The 17606-nt window shown below is 66.4% G+C and carries 15 protein-coding genes; 9 read left to right on the top strand and 6 right to left on the bottom strand.

Features of this window, described 5'->3' with window-relative positions; genetic code table 11:
• Positions 1-12 precede the first annotated feature (12 nt).
• From B6S44_RS13535 to B6S44_RS13500, 9 genes are all read left to right on the top strand, one after another.
• A complete protein-coding gene (locus B6S44_RS13535; RefSeq protein ID WP_248309604.1) occupies positions 13-888 on the top strand; it encodes an ABC transporter permease in 876 nt (291 codons plus the stop codon).
• A 51-nt stretch (positions 889-939) separates the two neighbouring features.
• Positions 940-2499 (top strand): ABC transporter substrate-binding protein, encoded by a 1560-nt coding sequence (locus B6S44_RS13530; protein ID WP_248309584.1) that lies wholly within the window; start codon positions 940-942, stop codon positions 2497-2499.
• A 168-nt stretch (positions 2500-2667) separates the two neighbouring features.
• Positions 2668-2832, top strand: a complete 165-nt coding sequence (locus B6S44_RS29360; RefSeq protein WP_164985818.1) for a hypothetical protein — start codon at positions 2668-2670, stop codon at positions 2830-2832.
• Positions 2833-2992: 160 nt separating this feature from the next.
• A complete protein-coding gene (locus B6S44_RS13525) occupies positions 2993-3907 on the top strand; it encodes a LysR family transcriptional regulator (RefSeq protein ID WP_129157413.1) in 915 nt (304 codons plus the stop codon).
• 235 nt (positions 3908-4142) lie between these two features.
• Positions 4143-4613, top strand: coding sequence for an NAD(P)H-dependent oxidoreductase subunit E (locus B6S44_RS13520; RefSeq protein ID WP_129157412.1), 471 nt, complete (start codon positions 4143-4145; stop codon positions 4611-4613).
• Positions 4610-6181, top strand: coding sequence for a formate dehydrogenase beta subunit (locus B6S44_RS13515; protein WP_129157411.1), 1572 nt, complete (start codon positions 4610-4612; stop codon positions 6179-6181). Before B6S44_RS13520 ends, B6S44_RS13515 begins: the two co-directional genes overlap by 4 nt.
• 10 nt (positions 6182-6191) lie before the next feature.
• Positions 6192-9074 (top strand): formate dehydrogenase subunit alpha, encoded by a 2883-nt coding sequence (fdhF, locus tag B6S44_RS13510; protein WP_129157410.1) that lies wholly within the window; start codon positions 6192-6194, stop codon positions 9072-9074.
• Positions 9061-9906 (top strand): formate dehydrogenase accessory sulfurtransferase FdhD, encoded by an 846-nt coding sequence (fdhD, locus tag B6S44_RS13505; protein ID WP_129157409.1) that lies wholly within the window; start codon positions 9061-9063, stop codon positions 9904-9906. The genes fdhF and fdhD overlap by 14 nt, the downstream gene beginning before the upstream one ends.
• A complete protein-coding gene (locus tag B6S44_RS13500) occupies positions 9903-10172 on the top strand; it encodes a formate dehydrogenase subunit delta (protein WP_129157408.1) in 270 nt (89 codons plus the stop codon). Before fdhD ends, B6S44_RS13500 begins: the two co-directional genes overlap by 4 nt.
• 28 nt (positions 10173-10200) lie before the next feature.
• On the opposite strand, the gene B6S44_RS13495 is transcribed toward B6S44_RS13500, so the two are convergent.
• From B6S44_RS13495 to B6S44_RS13470, 6 genes are all read right to left on the bottom strand, one after another.
• Positions 10201-12684 carry a glycosyl hydrolase 2 galactose-binding domain-containing protein gene (locus tag B6S44_RS13495; protein WP_129157407.1) on the bottom strand — a complete coding sequence of 828 codons (2484 nt, stop codon included), beginning with the start codon at positions 12682-12684 and terminating at the stop codon, positions 10201-10203.
• A 3-nt stretch (positions 12685-12687) separates the two neighbouring features.
• Positions 12688-13701, bottom strand: coding sequence for a DUF1839 family protein (locus B6S44_RS13490; protein ID WP_248309583.1), 1014 nt, complete (start codon positions 13699-13701; stop codon positions 12688-12690).
• A gap of 5 nt (positions 13702-13706) precedes the next feature.
• Entirely contained in the window at positions 13707-14627 is a 921-nt protein-coding gene (locus B6S44_RS13485) for an amino acid--[acyl-carrier-protein] ligase (RefSeq protein WP_129157406.1), read from the bottom strand.
• 4 nt (positions 14628-14631) lie between these two features.
• A complete protein-coding gene (locus B6S44_RS13480; RefSeq protein WP_129157681.1) occupies positions 14632-15816 on the bottom strand; it encodes an acyl-CoA dehydrogenase family protein in 1185 nt (394 codons plus the stop codon).
• A 50-nt stretch (positions 15817-15866) separates the two neighbouring features.
• The gene (locus B6S44_RS13475; protein WP_129157405.1) at positions 15867-16112 is read right to left on the bottom strand and encodes an acyl carrier protein; all 246 of its coding nucleotides are present in this window, start codon (positions 16110-16112) and stop codon (positions 15867-15869) included.
• Positions 16113-16363: 251 nt separating this feature from the next.
• The gene (locus B6S44_RS13470) at positions 16364-17602 is read right to left on the bottom strand and encodes a UDP-phosphate alpha N-acetylglucosaminyltransferase (RefSeq protein WP_164985817.1); all 1239 of its coding nucleotides are present in this window, start codon (positions 17600-17602) and stop codon (positions 16364-16366) included.
• Between the last annotated feature and the right edge of the window lie 4 nt (positions 17603-17606).

The raw sequence follows: 17606 nt of genomic DNA, 5'->3' as shown, positions 1-17606 counted from the left end.
GGCGCCGTGACGATGACCGTGGCCGGCCCCGTCGCGAAGGCGCCCAACGCGTTGGATGCCATGCGCCGCTTCCTGCGCCTGAACCCGACGATTCTCGTCGGCCTTGCTGTCCTGGCCGCGTTCACGCTGGTCGCGCTGATCGCGCCCTACATCCTGCCCGACCCGGTGCGGGTGAATCCGATCCAGCGCCTGTTTGCGCCGGGAGCCGAATTCCTGTTCGGGACCGACCAGCTCGGCCGCTCGACACTGTCGCGAACCCTGAACGGCACCCGGATCTCGCTGACGATCGGCGCGCTCGTCACGCTCCTGACCGTCGGCTTCGGCCTGCTCATCGGCCTCGTCGCCGGCTATGTGCGCTGGCTCGACGGCACCGTGATGCGCGTCATGGACGGGCTCATGGCGATCCCCGGCATCCTGCTCGCGATCGCGCTGATGTCGTTGTTCGGGTCGAGCGTCCAGAACGTCGTCATCGCGATCGGTGTCGCCGAAATCCCGCGGATGGCCCGCGTCGTCCGTTCTTCGGTGCTGGTGCTGCGCGAGCAGACCTATGTCGAAGCCGCGATCACCAACGGCGCCGGCCTGCCGCGAATGCTGCTGCGACACATCCTGCCCAATGCAGCCGCGCCCGTGATCGTCCAGGCGACCTACGTCTTCGCCTCGGCGATGATCGTGGAATCGATCCTGTCGTTCTTGGGTGCCGGCACGCCGCCGACGATCCCGAGCTGGGGCAACATGCTGGCCGAGGCCCGCCCCTTCATGCAGCGCGCGCCCTGGATGATCGCCTTCCCGGGCGTGGCGCTGGCGCTGCTTGTGCTGACCGTCAACGTGCTCGGCGACGCGCTGCGCGATGCCATCGACCCGCGGCTCGCGCGCAAGCTCAGGATCTGACGCCAGCAGCCGAGAACAAGAACCAGAAAACCGTTCAGAGGGAGGGAAAAGATGACAAGCCTGAGGAGAAGACTGGCGCTGGCGGCGGGCCTCGTGCTGCCGCTGGTGGCGCTGCCGGCCGCAGCCCAGACCGTGCTGAAGGTCCGCCCCTTCGGCGACCTGCGCACGCTCGATCCGATGACGACCTCGGACTACATGGTCCGCAACCACGCCTACATGGTCTACGACACGCTGTTTGCGGTGGACGCCAAGGGCCTGATCAAGCCGCAGATGGCGGAGAGCTTCACCACCTCGCCCGACGGTCTGACCTGGACCTTCGTGCTGCGCGAGGGCCTGAAATTCCATGACAACACGCCGGTGACCAGCACTGACGTCGTCGCCTCGCTGAAGCGCTGGGGCGAGCGCGACGGCCTCGGCCAGCAGCTCCTGGCCCACACCGCCTCGCTGACAGCGACCGATCCCAAGACGATCACGCTCGTGCTCAAGGATCGCTGGGGCCTGGTGCTCGATGCGCTCGGCAAGCCGAGCTCGATGCTGCCCGCGATCATGCCGGCGCGCATCGCCGCCACGCCTTCGAACCAGAACATCACGGACGCGACCGGTTCGGGGCCATTCATGCTGGTCAAGGAGCAATGGTCGCCGGGCTCGAAGATCGTCTACGCCAAGGCGCCGACCTACCAGCCGCGCAAGGAGGCGCCCGATGGCCTCTCCGGCGGCAAGCTGGCGAATGTCGACCGCGTCGAATGGCTGATCATGCCGGACGCGCAGACAGCGCTGAACGCGCTGCAGGCCGGCGAGATCGACATCTTCGAGGAGATGCCGCCGGACATGATCTCGCTAGTGAAGGGGAACCAGCGCATCACCGTCTCGAAGCTCGCCGCGTTGCAGGGCGTCTTCCGGATGAACCAGTCGCAGCCGCCGTTCAACAATCCGAAGCTTCGGCAGGCGATGCTGCGGCTCGTCGATCAGGAGCAGGCCGTGCGCGCCTATGTCGACGACAAGGCGCTCTACACCATCTGCCCGTCCTTCTACATGTGCACCTCGCCCTATTTCACCGACGCGTCCTGGCCGAAAGCCGACCTGGCGGCAGCCAGGAAGCTGATCGCTGAAAGCGGCTACAAGGGCGAGAAGATCGTGGTGCTCGATGCCACCGAAACCGCGCTCAGCCCCCAGACTCTCGTCATCTCGCAGCTGATGCGCGATGCCGGCCTCAATGTCGACTACCAGGCGATGGATTGGGGCACCTTGTCGAGCCGGCGCACCAGCAAGAATCCGGTGACGCAAGGCGGCTGGTCCACCTTCGCCTCCGGGCCGGCCGCGCCTGATATGACCGAGCCGGTCGGCCATCTGGCGCTGCGCTCGAACTGCGAGAACGCGTGGTTCGGCTGGCCTTGCGACGAGGCGATCGAGAAGCTGCGGGCCGAGTTCACGATGGCTCCCGATCTCGATGCCCGCAAGGCGATCGCCCGCAAGATCCAGGAGCGCGCCATCGAGACCGTGCCCTATGTGCCCGTCGGGCAGTTCTGGCTGGTGCGCGGCCAGCAGGCCAGCCTCAACGGCCTGCTCTCCCCCGGCGTCCCGGTCTACTGGAATGTCGCGAAAGGCCGCTGAAGCGGGGCGTAACGGGAATGTGAGCCCGCAATTGGCGCGGCGCTGTTGGAAAGCGCGCTGCGGTGACTAGCTGATCCGCAGGGCGACTAAGTCAAACAGGAGATTTTCATGCTTTCACGCAGGACCATCGCCATCACAGCAGCGCTTCTGCTTTCGGGAGCGAGCTCCATGGCTTACGCCACCGAGCTTGGTGCCGAGAGCATCGTGCATGAGCAGGCCCAGAACCAGCGTGCTCTCGCCGAGCAAGCCCAGTACCTCGCCTACCACGACCACTTCAAAAACGTGGAGGCCCAGCCGGGCCGAGGTGCCGGCGTGTTGCCACACCACAACTGATCGCCGGGATAGTCCTCAGGAAGGGGCCGCCATAGCGGCCCCTTTTCGTTGCGCCTATCGGAAGCCGCCAGAATCTGGAAAGACTGGCCGCGGCGCGCCGCACGAATTGGGAGTCGGGCCGGAGCTGGCGCCGTTCGACAGGAACGCCTGAGACTCGGCCATGATCATCCGCCAGCTCATCTATCTCGACGCGCTCGCCCGCGAGAAACATTTCCGCAAGGCGGCCGAGGCTTGCCATGTCTCGCAGCCGACGCTCTCCGCCGCGATCGTCCAGCTCGAAGAAGAACTCGGCGTGCTGATCGTCGAGCGCGGCCGGCGCTTCCAGGGACTGACCAGAGAGGGTGAGGTCGTGCTCGCCCATGCCCGGCGCATGCTGGCCGAAGCCGATCAGATGAAGGACGCGATCGCCGAACTGCGCGAAGGCGTCAGCGGTAAGATCCGGCTCGGCGCCGTGCCGACGGCGCTGCCGATGATCGCGCATATCACTGCACCATTCTCGACGCGCTACCCCGGCGCCTCGCTCACCGTGCTGTCGCTGACCTCGACCGAGATTCAGAACGGGATCGACAATTTCGAACTCGATGTCGGCCTGACCTATCTCGACAACGAGCCCCTCGAACGCGTCGTCTCCAAACCGATCTACCAGGAAGCCTATGTGCTGCTGACGCGCGAGGACGGGCCGCTCGGCGAGCGCGAGACCATCACCTGGGCCGAAGCCGCCGAGCTCAAACTCTGCCTGCTCACTGCCGACATGCAGAACCGGCGCATCATCGACGGCATTTTCCGCTCTGTGGGGCATGCGCCGAAGCCGGCGATCGAGACCAACTCCATCTTCAATCTGTGCTCGCATGCCGGCATCCAGGGCGTTTCCAGCATCGTCTCGATCCAACTCCTGGAGTTCTTCGGCGTCCCCCTCGGCACCAAGGCGCTGCCGCTCACCGAGCCCGACGCCAAACGCACGATCGGCTTGATCATGGCCGACCGCCAACCCTCGGCACCGCTGGCTCGCAACCTGCTGATGATGTCCGAGACGGTGACCGAAGCAGCGCTGCCGCGGCGCCCGATCGTCAAATAGCCAACGACTATCGAAGAGGCTGAAACATCAGACAGCGAGCCCGGCCGGCTACGTGATAAGCTGAGGTTATCAGCATTTTTCTCGCTCACGGGGACTGTCGGCAGGCCGATCTCGCCGAGACTGATAGTCCAAACCTATCAATTAGTCAGAACAAACGATTTGAAATCATCCTAAACTTCCCCATCCTTTCTCGAAAGGCGCAGGCCGGGCGAACAGGCTGCGTGGAGGAGGGACGATGGTCCACTACCCAGCCTGGGATCAGGACGAGGCGCGCTCGATTGTGTCGGGCCTGTCCCACCTCGAAGGGGCGACCTTGCCGATCCTGCACGCGCTGCAGGAGGAGTTCGGCTATGTCGATCCGCAGGCCGTGCCGCTGATCGCCGAGGCGCTCAACCTGTCGCGGGCCGATGTGCACGGCACCATCTCCTTCTATCACGACTTCCACACCGCACCGCCGCCACGCCGCATCGTCAAGCTTTGCCGGGCCGAGGCCTGCCAGGCGCTGGGCTGTGACAGCGTTGTCGAGGACCTCGCGCGCGAGCACGGCATCGTCGTCGATAGTCACGGTGGCAGCCATGATGCGGTGGTCGAAACCGTCTATTGCCTGGGCAATTGCGCGCTTGGCCCCTCCGCTTTGGTCGAGGGCGAATTGCTCGGCCGCGTCGATGCCGACCGCGTCGCGGCGCTGTGCGGAGCGCGGCAATGACCGAGGCGGTCCGCATCTATGTCCCGATCGACGCTGCCGCTCTCTCGGTCGGCGCCGAGGCTGTCGCGAATGCCGTCGCGAAGGCCGCGCAGACGCGCGGCATCGCCGTCGAGATTGTGCGCAACGGCTCGCGCGGATTGCTCTGGCTGGAGCCGATGGTAGAGGTCGAGACATCAGAGGGGCGGATCGCTTACGGCCCGGTCGCGGCCAGGGATGTCGCTGTGCTGTTCGAGGCCGGCTTCCAGAATGGCGGTGCGCATGCGCTACGGCTCGGACCTGTCGACGAGCTCGACTGGCTGAAGCGCCAGCAGCGCCTGACCTTCGAACGCGTCGGCGTCACCGACCCGCTCTCGCTCGCCGATTATCGCGCTTATGACGGGCTGAAGGGCCTCGAGAAGGCACTCTCGCTCACCGGCGCGGAGATCGTCGAGGAAGTGAAGGCGTCCGGCCTGCGCGGCCGCGGCGGCGCCGGCTTCCCAACCGGGATCAAGTGGAAGACCGTCCACGACGCCAGTGCGACACAGAAATACATCGTCTGCAATGCCGACGAGGGCGACAGTGGCACCTTCGCCGATCGGATGCTGATGGAAGGCGACCCCTTCCTGCTGATCGAGGGCATGGCGATCGCTGCGATCGCCGTCGGCGCGACCAAAGGCTACATCTATCTGCGCTCGGAATATCCGCATGCCCACAAGGCGCTGCAGCGGGCGATCCTGAAGGCGCGCAATGCCGGCGTTCTCGGTGCGTCCGTGCTCGGCTCGGGCAAGGCCTTCGAGCTAGAAGTTCGGCTTGGAGCCGGCGCTTATATCTGCGGCGAGGAGACCTCGCTGTTGGAGAGCCTGGAAGGCAAGCGCGCCATCGTCCGGGCCAAGCCGCCGATCCCCGCTTTGCAGGGTCTGTTCGGCAAGCCGACCATCGTCAACAACGTGCTCTCCTTCGCCGCCGTCCCCTGGATCCTGACCCACGGCGCCAAGGCCTATGCCGATTACGGCATGGGCCGCTCGCGCGGCACGCTGCCGGTCCAGCTCGGCGGCAACATCAAGCGCGGCGGGCTGATCGAGCTCGCCTTCGGCATCTCGCTGCGCGAGATCATCGAGGACCTAGGCGGCGGCACGCTTTCGGGCCAGCCGATCCGCGCCGTGCAGGTCGGTGGGCCGCTCGGCGCCTATCTCACGGCACAGCAGCTCGACGTAGCCATGGACTACGAGGCGCTGGCCGGCATCAAGGCGATGCTTGGCCATGGCGGCATCGTCGTCTTCGACGACAGCGTCGACATGGCCAAGCAGGCCCGCTTCGCCTTCGAGTTCTGCGCCAAGGAGAGCTGCGGCAAGTGCACGCCCTGCCGCATCGGCGCGACGCGCGGCGTCGAGCTGGTCGACAAGATCGTCGCCGGTCACGAGCGGCCGAAGAATCTCGCCGTGCTGCGCGATCTCAACAAGCTGATGACCGACGCCTCGCTCTGCGCGATGGGCGGGCTCACCCCCATGCCGGTGATGAGCGCGCTCAACCATTTCTTCGAGGATTTCGACCGTCCGCCGGCCGAGCGCCTGCCGCTGGCGGCCGAGTGAGGAGACATCGATGAGCCTGATCAAGGAAATCGATTTCGGAACGCCGATCCGGGTCGCCGAGAAGACGGTCACGCTGACGATCGACGGCGAGAGCGTCACCGTCCCGGCCGGAACCTCGGTGATGGCGGCGGCGATGAGCCTCGGCACCAAGATACCCAAGCTCTGCGCCACCGACTCGCTCGAACCTTTCGGCTCCTGCCGGCTCTGCCTGGTCGAGATCGAGGGTCGGCGCGGAACGCCCGCTTCCTGCACCACGCCGGCCGAGGACGGCATGATCGTCCGCACGCAGTCGGAGAACCTGTCCGGCCTGCGCAAGGGTGTGATGGAGCTCTACATCTCCGACCATCCGCTCGACTGCCTGACCTGTTCGGCCAATGGCGATTGCGAACTGCAGGACATGGCCGGCAGCGTCGGCCTGCGCGAGGTGCGCTACGGCTATGAGGGCGAGAACCACGTCAAGCCGGCGAGCTCCGAGGGCTACGCCAACGAGAACTGGCTGCCCAAGGACACCTCGAACCCTTATTTCACCTACGATCCCAGCAAGTGCATCGTCTGCAATCGCTGCGTGCGCGCCTGCGCCGAGGTGCAGGGCACCTTCGCGCTGACGATTACCGGCCGCGGTTTCGATTCGCGCGTCGCTGCTGGCCCGACCGACTTCCTCGGCTCGGAATGCGTCTCCTGTGGCGCCTGCGTGCAGGCCTGCCCGACCGCGACGCTGATGGAGAACAAGGTGATCGAGCTCGGCCAGCCCGAGCATTCCAAGGTCACGACCTGCGCCTATTGCGGCGTCGGCTGCTCGTTCAAGGCGGAGATGCAGGGCGACCGCGTCGTGCGCATGGTGCCCTACAAGGACGGCAAGGCGAACGAAGGCCATTCCTGCGTCAAGGGCCGCTTTGCCTGGGGCTATGCGACCCATAAGGACCGCATGATCAAGCCGATGATCCGCGAGAAGATCACCGATCCCTGGCGTGAGGTCTCCTGGGAGTACGCGATCAACTACGCCGCCAGCGAGTTCAAGCGCATCCAGGCCAAATATGGCCGGGAATCGCTCGGCGCTATCACCTCCTCGCGCTGCACCAATGAAGAGGTCTACCTCGTCCAGAAATTGGTGCGCGCCGGCTTCCGCAACAACAATGTCGACACCTGCGCCCGCGTCTGCCACTCGCCGACCGGCTATGGCCTGAAAACCACGCTCGGCACCTCGGCCGGCACGCAGGACTTCAAATCGGTCGAGAAGGCCGACGTCATCCTGGTCATCGGCGCCAACCCGACCGACGGCCACCCGGTCTTCGCCTCCAGGATGAAGAAGCGCATCCGCCAGGGCGCCAGGGTCATCGTCGCCGACCCGCGCCGCATCGACATGGTGAAGTCGCCGCACGTCAAGGCCGAGTACCATCTCCAGCTCAGGCCCGGCACCAATGTCGCGCTGGTCAACGCGCTCGCCCATGTTATCGTCACCGAGGGGCTGATCGACGAGGATTATGTCCGCGAGCGCTGCGACCTCGCCGATTTCGAGGTCTGGGCCCGTTTCGTCGCCGAGGAGCGCAATTCGCCCGAGGCGAGCGAGCAATATACCGGCGTGCCGGCGGCTGACCTGCGCGCTGCGGCCCGGCTCTACGCCACCGGCGGCAATGGCGCGATCTTCTACGGCCTCGGCGTCACCGAGCACAGCCAGGGCTCGACCATGGTGATGGGCATGGCCAATATCGCCATGGCGACCGGCAATATCGGGCGCGAGGGCGTCGGCGTGAACCCGCTACGCGGCCAGAACAATGTCCAGGGCTCCTGCGACATGGGCTCGTTCCCGCACGAGTTCACCGGCTACCGCCATGTCTCCGACGATGCCACGCGCGACATGTTCGAGAAGCTCTGGGGCGTTGCGCTCGATTCCGAGCAGGGGCTGCGCATCCCCAATATGCTCGACGAGGCGGTCGGCGGCAGCTTCAAGGGGCTCTATGTCCAGGGCGAGGACATCGCCCAGTCCGACCCGAACACCCAGCACGTCACCGCCGGCCTCGCCGCGATGGAATGCGTCGTCATCCAGGACCTGTTCCTCAACGAGACGGCGAAATACGCCCATGTCTTCCTGCCGGGCTCCTCCTTCCTGGAGAAGGACGGCACCTTCACCAATGCCGAGCGCCGCATCAACCGCGTCCGGCAGGTGATGATGCCGCTCTCCGGCAAGGCCGAGTTCCAGGTTACGATCGACCTGGCGCGAGCGCTGGGTCTCGAGATGAGCTACGGCCATCCGAGCGAGATCATGGATGAGGTTGCCCTGCTGACCCCGACCTTCGCCGGCGTGAGCTACAAGAAGCTCGATGAGCTCGGCTCAGTGCAGTGGCCCTGCAACGACAAGGCTCCGGCCGGCACGCCGCTGATGCATGTCGACCGCTTCGTGCGCGGCAAGGGCAAGTTCATGATCACGGAATACGTGCCGACGCAGGAGCGCACCGGTCCGCGCTTCCCGCTGATCCTGACGACCGGGCGCATCCTCTCGCAGTACAATGTCGGCGCTCAGACCAGGCGCACCGAGAACCAGGCCTGGCACGACGAGGACGTGCTGGAGATCCATCCCTTCGACGCCGAAAGCCGCGGCATCAAGGGCGGCGACCTCGTCGCGCTCGCCAGCCGCTCGGGCGACATCTCGCTGCGCGCCGAGATCTCGGAGCGGATGCAGCCAGGCGTGGTCTACACCACCTTCCACCACGCAGAGACTGGCGCCAACGTCATCACCACCGACTATTCCGACTGGGCGACGAACTGTCCGGAATACAAGGTCACCGCGGTCGAGGTCCGCAGGACGAACTACTATTCCGAATGGCAGGAGCGCAATCGCGAGCAGGATGTCTCGCTGCGCCTGATCGCGGGACGCCTGCCCGATGCCGCGGAATAGCCCGCCCGCCCAGCCGCCGGCGAGCCATGCGGTCGCCGTCCGGACCATCAGCTTCGGCGCCGCAGAGCGCATTGTCGATGCCAGTGCCGAGGTCGCGGTCGAGGCTCCGATCAACATCGTCTACGGCAATCTGCCCTATGCGGTGATGATGGCGACGCCGTCGGATATCGAGGACTTCGTTGCCGGCTTCAGCTTGACCGAGGGCATCGTCCACAGCGTTGACGAGATCAGGTCGATCGCGACCGCCCCGCAGCAGGATGGCATCATCGTCACCGTCGAGCTGGCTCCTGGCCGCTTCCGCGAGCACCTGGCGCGCCGCCGCAACCTCTCGGGCCGCACCTCCTGCGGGCTCTGCGGCGTCGAGGCGCTCGCCGACCTGCCGACAGCCGAAGCACGCACGGCCCAGGCGAGGCCGATTACGCCCGCGGCGATCGCTGCCGCACTCGGAGCGCTCGAACGCCAGCAGCCATTGCATCGGCTGACCCGCTCGGTCCATGCCGCCGCCTGGTGCGGCCGCGACGGCGCGATCCTGGCGGTGCGCGAGGATGTCGGCCGACACAATGCCTTGGACAAGCTGATCGGCGCCCGCCTGCGCGCCGGCCATGATGCGAGCGATGGCTTCGTGCTGGTCACCAGCCGCGCCTCCTTCGAGATGGTCGAGAAGGCGGCGATCTTTGGAGCCGGCGCGCTCGTCTCGATCTCGGCGCCGACCTCGCTGGCGATCGAGCGGGCGAACGCGCTCGACCTGACCCTGGTCTGCATCGCCCGTGCAGACTCCGCGACCGTCTTCGCCGGGCGCCTGGCCGACACAGTGGAGAGCGAAGCCAGATGATCGAGGCGAAGAGCAGCGACGTGACGACCCGGGATCATGCAGGCGAGAATCTCGCCAAACTTGCCGCCATGGCCAACCAGATCGGCGACTTCTTCAAGTCCTACCCCGACGAGGAGGCGATCGCCGCGATCGCCGATCACATCAACCAGTTCTGGACGAAGCGCATGCGCGAGGATTTCCGCACCGGCTTCGAGACGGATATGTCGGTCCTGTCACCGCTCGTGCAGCAGGCGCGCGCCAAGGTAAGGCCCGCGCCAATCGGATAGACGGCCGCGGCGGCCGAAACCGCCGCTCTCATCCTCCCGCCGCGTAGCTCGCGCGATCGATCGCGTTGACGGCGCGGACTTCACCCGTCGGTGCGCCACTGGCGCCTTCGCGTTGCAGCAGGCGGACGCGCCGCAGCTCACCCGGCGCCAGGTGGAACCAGTTCCGCTCCGGCCGCCAGCCATGGTCGATGATCTCGACCGATTGCGCCAAGCGCTGGGTCGAGAGCATGAGCATCCAATCGTCACCCTCGCGCTTCAACTGCGCGACAAGCCCGCAGTGATGCCGCTCATGACCGCGCCCGAGCGGGAAATGGAAGGCCTCGGCCAGCACCACGCCGCTGGTGGCATCGCGCAGCACGGCCGAGGTCACGTCATGTCCGGGTGGGCCGAAGCGATAGGCATAGGCGATGTCGAAGAAGCGACCGATCAGCTCGAAGGCCGACAGCGTGATCGCAGAGCGCGGAGCGAGCGCGACGTCGCGCTTGGCCTTGATGACCGCGACCTCGCCAGCGCGCCAGCAGGTCAATTCGACCGTCGCGGCCAGCGGCTCGGGCCGTTCGTTGATGACATGCAGAGCAAGCCCGTTGACGCCCTCGTCGGTGAGCGCGAGCTGGACCGGCCGGAAGGCGCGGGCGAGCCCGTACCAGGCGGATTTCGGCTCGCCATCGCTGGCGATCACGCCCCAGCCGGCGCCGGGCTGGAGATCCTGCAGCAGCCAGACCAGTGCCCCGCGTGTCGGCGAGGCCGGCCGGCGCCATTCGGCGAAAGTCTCTTCCATCACCTCGGCAACGGTCGCGCGCGACAAGGCGAAATAGCGCTCGGGATCCTCGCGCCGCAGATGCGCCGGATCGAGCCCGTAGAGCCGCTCCAGATAGTGATCGCGCACATCCTCGAAATCCCAGGAGGCGCCGGCATCGCGCGGCACGGCGCGCTTCCAGTCGGGATGATGCGTGATCGCCGGCGGTTTGCCGCCGCGCAGCGAGACCTCCTCCGGCACATTGGCGAAGGCGAGGCTCTCGGCCGCGAAGCGCACATTGGCAAGGCGTGCATCGTCGAGCCCGCGCATATAGGCGCCGACGCCGTAGTAATGCGTCACGCCCTTGTCGGCGACGAAGGGCAGCGGCCCGCCCGAGGGCGAGTTCGGGACATAGGCGATGTCGGGCCGCAAGGCGGCGACCGCCTCCGGCAAGACCTCGTCGAAGACCGGACCGGACCAGGCCTCCGGCGGCGCGCCCAGCATCGCCGATTGCTGGAAGACCTCGCTGCCGCCGCAGAGCACGGCGAGGCTCGGCGAACCCTGCGTGCGGCCCAGCCGCGCTTCCGCCTCCCCCTTGATCGCCGCGCGGAAGCCGGCATCGCTCTGCGGATAGTCGAAATTGGCCAGCATCATCTCCTGCCAGACCATGATGCCGAGCTCGTCGCAAAGCGCGAAGAAGGCGTCGTCCTCATAGGTCATCACGCCGGGCAGGCGGATCATGTTCATCCCGGCCTCGCGCGCCAGCCTGAGCCAGGGCTCGTAGGCGGTGCGGCCGCCGGCCAACGTCGTGACGTCGGCATTGCTCCAGCAGGCGCCGCGGCAGAACACCGGTACGCCGTTGACGATCAGGCCGAAGCCTTCGCCATCGGCGCCACGATCGACGTCGAGCGAACGGAAGCCGACGCGGCCGAGATCAATCGTCTCGCCGTCGAACACCAGAGTGAGATCATGCAGCGCTGGCTCACCATGGGTATGCGGGAACCAGGGTGCGATACCGGGCAGAGACAATGTGCCGGCTAATTGACCACCGCCACCTGTATGCAGAACCGCTTCACCGCCGGCACAGCGCATGGTGGCACCACGTGGCAGCGGCGAGTTGGCGGCGAGCGTCAGGGCGAGCGCAACGGTCCCCGTCCGCCTGTCATAGCTCGTGCGCAGGTCAACGGCTTCGATCCTTGCCGCGTCCGCTGCGCTCTCGATCCGCAATACTGGACGATACGGCCCGGTCGGCAGGCCCGGCGGGCACCAGCCCGGCATCGAGCCGAGCGCGCTGGTGCGGAACCAGCGCAGAGCGTTGGGCTGGATCATCGCCGGCCGCCAGCGGGCGCGGCGCGGCGCGGCGGCGAGCTTCGGCGCCAGAGCGCGGAAGCACAGTGCGATCTCCGTCCCGGCCGGGCAATCGACGGCGAACTCGACAGGCGCAAACATGGAAACACTGTCGGCCTGTTTGGCACCCCCGACCCAGATCTCTGTGACGGTCGCCAACCCTTCGAAGCGAAGGCGTCCGCTGAAAGGCTTGGGCAGCCGTGTGCGATACCAGTGATCCTGCTGACCGATCGCGTTCGCGCTGGCGTCGTCGAGCCGACCGAGGGAGCGCAGCGTGCCGGCGACCGTGCCCGGCACAGCGGCATCCTGCCACTCGCCCTCAACCGGCAAGTCGGCCGGCGTCGCAGCGGCATCGGCCTGGGTCGCGAGCCAGGACCAGTCCGCGAGCGGCTCCACCCGTTCCCCGCTACGCGCGACGATGCGGGCCATCACTCAGCCGGGGAAGCGCTGGCCGAGCGCTTCGCTGACCTGATCGTATTCGCCGACGAGCCCGGCAAGCGTCGCATCGAGACGCTCGAAGCGCTTCTGCTTGATCGCCCTGGCGAGGTGGAACTGCGCGACCTTGGCGCCCTCGGCGATGCGCAAGGCGCCGTCGCGAGCCGCATCCAGCCCTTCGACGCTCTGGCCGAGCCAGGACAGATGGCTCGCGAGCAGTTCGAAATTGGCGCCGAGCTGGCGCAGCGTGTTGAAGGCATAGTGATGGAAGGCCGCGCCCGGCCGCTCGGCCAGCGCCTCGGCCTGCGCGGTGGCGACAGCGCGGAAGGCCGCGACCGGATTGTCCGTCGGCCGACGCCCGACATGGCGGGCGAGCAGCTTCAGCGCGGTCGCACGCAGGGCCGCTTCGTCCGGCCGGCGCTGCGGCAGCCGCACCATCTCGGCATAGGGGAAGAGCGTGTCCTCGCGCATCTGCCCCGGGAGCAGCCGGAACAAACCGTCGAAGTCCTCGCCTTCGGCGCGGTGCAAACCGTCATTGTGAAAATAGTCGAGCTCGCGGGCGGCGCGGTCGAGCCGGTTCACCGCGATCGTCGTCTTGCCGTGGCTGTCGCGATAGGAAACGCCGCGCGTGTCGGGCATGTAGAAGGAATCGAGTTCGAGCAGGACGAGGCGGCCCAGCGCGATCTGCTGCTCGATATGGCCGATCAGCTCGTCATAGAGCGCGAGCTCCGTCACCTTGAGGCCGTAGAGCGCTTCGAGATCGTCGAGCGGCGGCTTGAAGAAGGTGAACTGGTCGCCCTCGAAATCCTGGGTGACGGTGAAGCCGAAGGCCGCCGCGGGCTCCAGGCCGAGCGCATGCAAAATCTCGATCCAGAGATCGGCATAGCAATTGGTCTGCGGCCAGTGCCGCTCGCCGGCATGCATGGCATGCCTGATATAAGCGAGCGGATCGACCGGCAGGAGTCGGCCCGCCATGGCAGCGGGCTCGGCGATCTTCCGCTGGACGGTCATCGCACTCACGGCCAGAGCACGTTGCGGACCACAGCCGGCCAACGCGCGACGTCGTAGCCATGGTGCTTGAACAAAGCGAGCGCGACCCGTTCCATGCCGAAGCCGACGCAGGCGGTGTGCGCGGTCTCGCCGGCCGAGGTCTCGATGCCCCAGGTCGTGCCGAAATGGTCCTGATGGTAGTTGAAGGAGAGGCAGGCCGTCGGCTTCTCCGCGCTCTCGATCGGGATCAGCAGCTCGAACTTCAGGCGCTGGTCGCGCTGGTTGTTGGCGAGCATGCGCCCGGCCCGGCCGAAGAACGGGTCGTTGGCGACGTCGACATGCAAGGGCACGCCGAGCGAGGCCATCATCTCCTGGCCGCGCTCGAGCCAGAGTGCACGGAACTCCGTGACCTGCTCGGGCGTGCCGAAGCGGACATATTCGCGCATCCGGAAGAGCTGCATCCGGGCCGGGTCCTTCGAGGGCTCGTGCCGGAAGCAATAGGATTGCAGGTCGAACAGCGCGCCATCCGGCTTGAGCGGCCCGCGCTTGGCCACGACCGGATAGAGCACGTAGCAGGCGGCCGGCGTCAGTACGACATCGGTCGATTTCTGGCCGCCGGTCCAGTCATGGCCCTCGGCGACATTGTGCAGTAGCTCGGCGTGGGCGCGCTCGTCGCCGTCAAAGGAGTGCACCGTGCCGGCGAGCTGCGGGAAGCTCTTGAGATAGCCGCTCTTCTCGAAATGGCTGCGACTCATCGCCGGCGGGAAGCGCGCGACCTCGGCGCCGTCCTTTCCGCCATAGCGGGTGATCAGCGCGTCGAACTGGGCGACGACCTCCTCGAACAGGCCGCTGCGGCCATAGAGTCCGTCGACACCGGTGTCGATCAGCAGCCCGTTATCGATCAGCTCCGCAAGGAAACCCTGCGGCTGGGGGCAGTTCTGGCACATGCGATCACCGGGAAAGGCTGGGGTCGTGCTTGTACACGGCCAGCAGGTTGGAGGTGTTGCCGAGAATTCGGTCGTTGTTGATCATGATCGGCGCCGAGAGCGCATCGCGCATCAGGCGCGCCAGACTCGCCGGGCTGTCGTTGCGATAGCCCTGGATGCCGCAGATCAGGAAGGCCTGCATCACGATCTCGCCGACGCTCTGCGAGGCCACGACCTTGATGCTGTTCATCGCCACGACGAAGCCCATCGAGGAGAGCTCGTCGGTATCGCCGCGGGCGCGCTCATAGCGGTCGAGCCCGGCGACGACCAGCGCCTTGAACTGTTGGAGCCGGGCGAGCAATTCGGCGAGGCGTAGCGCGCTCGGCGGGGTCGAGCCCGGGCGCTTGCGCGCCTCGCTGCGCACGAAGCCCTCGGCGCGGGCCACCGCCTCCGCCGCGATGCCGTACCAGACCGAAGCCCAGAGCAGATGCGCGTTGGGGAGCATCGACTGCGCCGCGATCTCGGCGAAGGCCACCGGGATGATCTGCTCGGCCGGGGCCCGGCCGGCGAAGGTGAAGTTGTCGGAGCAGGTGCCGCGCATGCCCATCGTGTCCCAGGCCGCGCTGCGCTCGAGCCGGTACTGGTCGTTGGTCAGAACGGACATGACCTGGTCGGAGGGCGGAGCCTCGGGCGTGCGCCGCGAGGTGATCAGGATGGCATCGGCCTGCGCGCCATAGGAGATCAGGCAGCCTTCCTTGTCGAGCGTGAAGTCGTCGCCGTCGCGGACCACGCCGCAGATCGAAGAGCGCAGATCGCCACCGACGCCGCCGCCCTCGGTCGTGGCCGACGCGAGCAGGAGCTGCTCGCGAACGATGCGGCCCATGAAGGCGCTGTGCCAGGGATCGTCACCGCAATGCACCACCAGGCTCGACACCTTGATCTGGTGCATGGCGTAGATCATGGCGCTCGAGGCGCAGCCCTGGGCCAGCACGGCGCAGATCTCGGAAATCGTCGAAAGGCTCGCCTGCTCGCCGCCATGGACAGCCGGGATCATGATGCCGAGCAGGCGCTCGCGCTTCAGGGCCTCGAACACCTCATGCGGAAAACGCGACTTCGCATCGACATCCGCCGCGTGCTCGGCCGCAATCTTGGCGATCTTGCGCGCCGTTGCGACCATTGCCTTCTGCGCCTCGGCGCTGGCGCCGGGCATCTCGGAGGTGAGCTGGTAGCCGGCTTCGGCGAGGCGGGCGAGCGTCGTCATCAGACGTGCTCGCTCTGGATGGTGCGGATCGCGCTCTCGATCGCGGCGATCGAGGCGAAGTTGCGCCGGTTCATCATATTGTCCGGGAACTCGACCTCGAAGGCATCCTCGAGCGCCATCATCAGCTCGACCGTGCCGAAGGAGGTGAGGCCTGCATTATAGAGATCGGCCTCGTCGCCGAGCGTGGCAACGTCGACCGGCAGCTTGCCAGTGGTCTTGAGGATTTCGCGGATCCTGCTCTTCATCTCTCGTCCTGCCCTGTGACGACCGGACCTTGGCGCGTCGCAGCACACGCTGGCGCAGGGCGCTCGCGATAGCTGTCGAGGGGCTTCGGTCGGTTGGTTTGACGCCGTTCGTTCGTTGCGTCAGGCCTAACGCATAAAATTTAAAGTTACCTTGCGGCCGCCCTAGAAAGACTGCGGAATGTATTTCGCGGGCCGACGTCCGCAGATGTGGTAAACAGCCGATTGCCGCGAATACTCGGTTTTCCGAGCATTCAGCCTGTCGCAGCGGCTGAGTAGTTCGGCGCCGAACGGCGCTGGCTGGCCGGCTTGGGCTCGGTGCCCGCATCGGCATCGCTCGATCCGGTCATGAACCAGAGCAAGGCAGCGGTCTTGATCGAATAGACGGAGTCGCTGACGATCATCAGCAGGCAGATATAGGTCGCGACGCAGACCTTGAACCGCCAGGCCCGGGGCGATCGCTCCGGCGCGAAGATGAACAGGCTCCAGAAGCCGATCACCCCGAGCAGCCCGATCTGGTTGAGCGAATAGGCGTAGCCGGAATCGGACAGGAAGGGCTTGTCCGGCGACAGGCCCCAGACGGCGGACGGCGACAGCGAGGTGATGAGGCGCGCCGTCCAGAGCATGCGGCCCATGAAATTGTTCTGCCAGTTCACTTCGGCGCTGATGAAGCCGTAGATCGCAAGCCCGATCAGCGCGACGAAGGGCGCCACCAGCCAGATGAAGCGCGGCGTGCGCGGCGCCAACAGATAGGCGACCGTGGCGACGATGCAGACATTGGCGCCGAAGCGCGAGTCGCTGAGAACGATCGCCGTCAGCCCCGTGGCCATGGTCAGCCAGCGCTTTGCCATCCCCGGCCGGTTGAGCGTCCAGATATAGAGGATCGCGCCGAAATTGCCGGTCGAGATCGGTTCGAGGAAGACCGATGAGGCCCGGTGCGGCCCGAGGAACGGCAAGAGCGTGCGCGAGTCGGGTCGCAGGCCACTGGCGAAGAGCGCGCCGGTCTGGCTGCTGACGTCGCTCGGCGCCACCGTGCCGCGCGCCACATAGTATTTGATGATGTTGAAATAGGAGACGTAGACGTCGAGCGCCAGGAACTCGAACAGGCCGAAGGCCACGACGATGAGCCCACAGACAAGGGCGGCGCGATCGGCCAGCCGTATATCGTTGCAGCTCTTGCCGAGCAGGTAGAAGGCGATCGGGATCAGGAAATCGCGCACCGCCTTGGGGTCGATCAGCGGCCGCATCGCCATCAGCAGGACGGCGTAGGACAGGAAGATCGCCAGCAGCAGATAGGGCGCGGCATTGCGACCGAGACCGAGATAGAGCGCGGACGCGACCAGCACCACCTCGCAGCCCATCACCATGGTATCGTTGATACCCATGACGTTGGTGTTGATGAAGCACAGCGCCATGTTGAAGGTGAGCGCGCCGATCAGCAGCGCGATCGGCAGGGTCGGGAGAGGCCGGCCCGGCTCGAAGCCGTCAGCCATGGCC

It is taken from the genome of Allobosea sp. Tri-44 (assembly GCF_004123845.1).
GTDB lineage: Bacteria > Pseudomonadota > Alphaproteobacteria > Rhizobiales > Beijerinckiaceae > Allobosea.
This window is presented reverse-complemented; position numbering and strand designations above follow the sequence as displayed.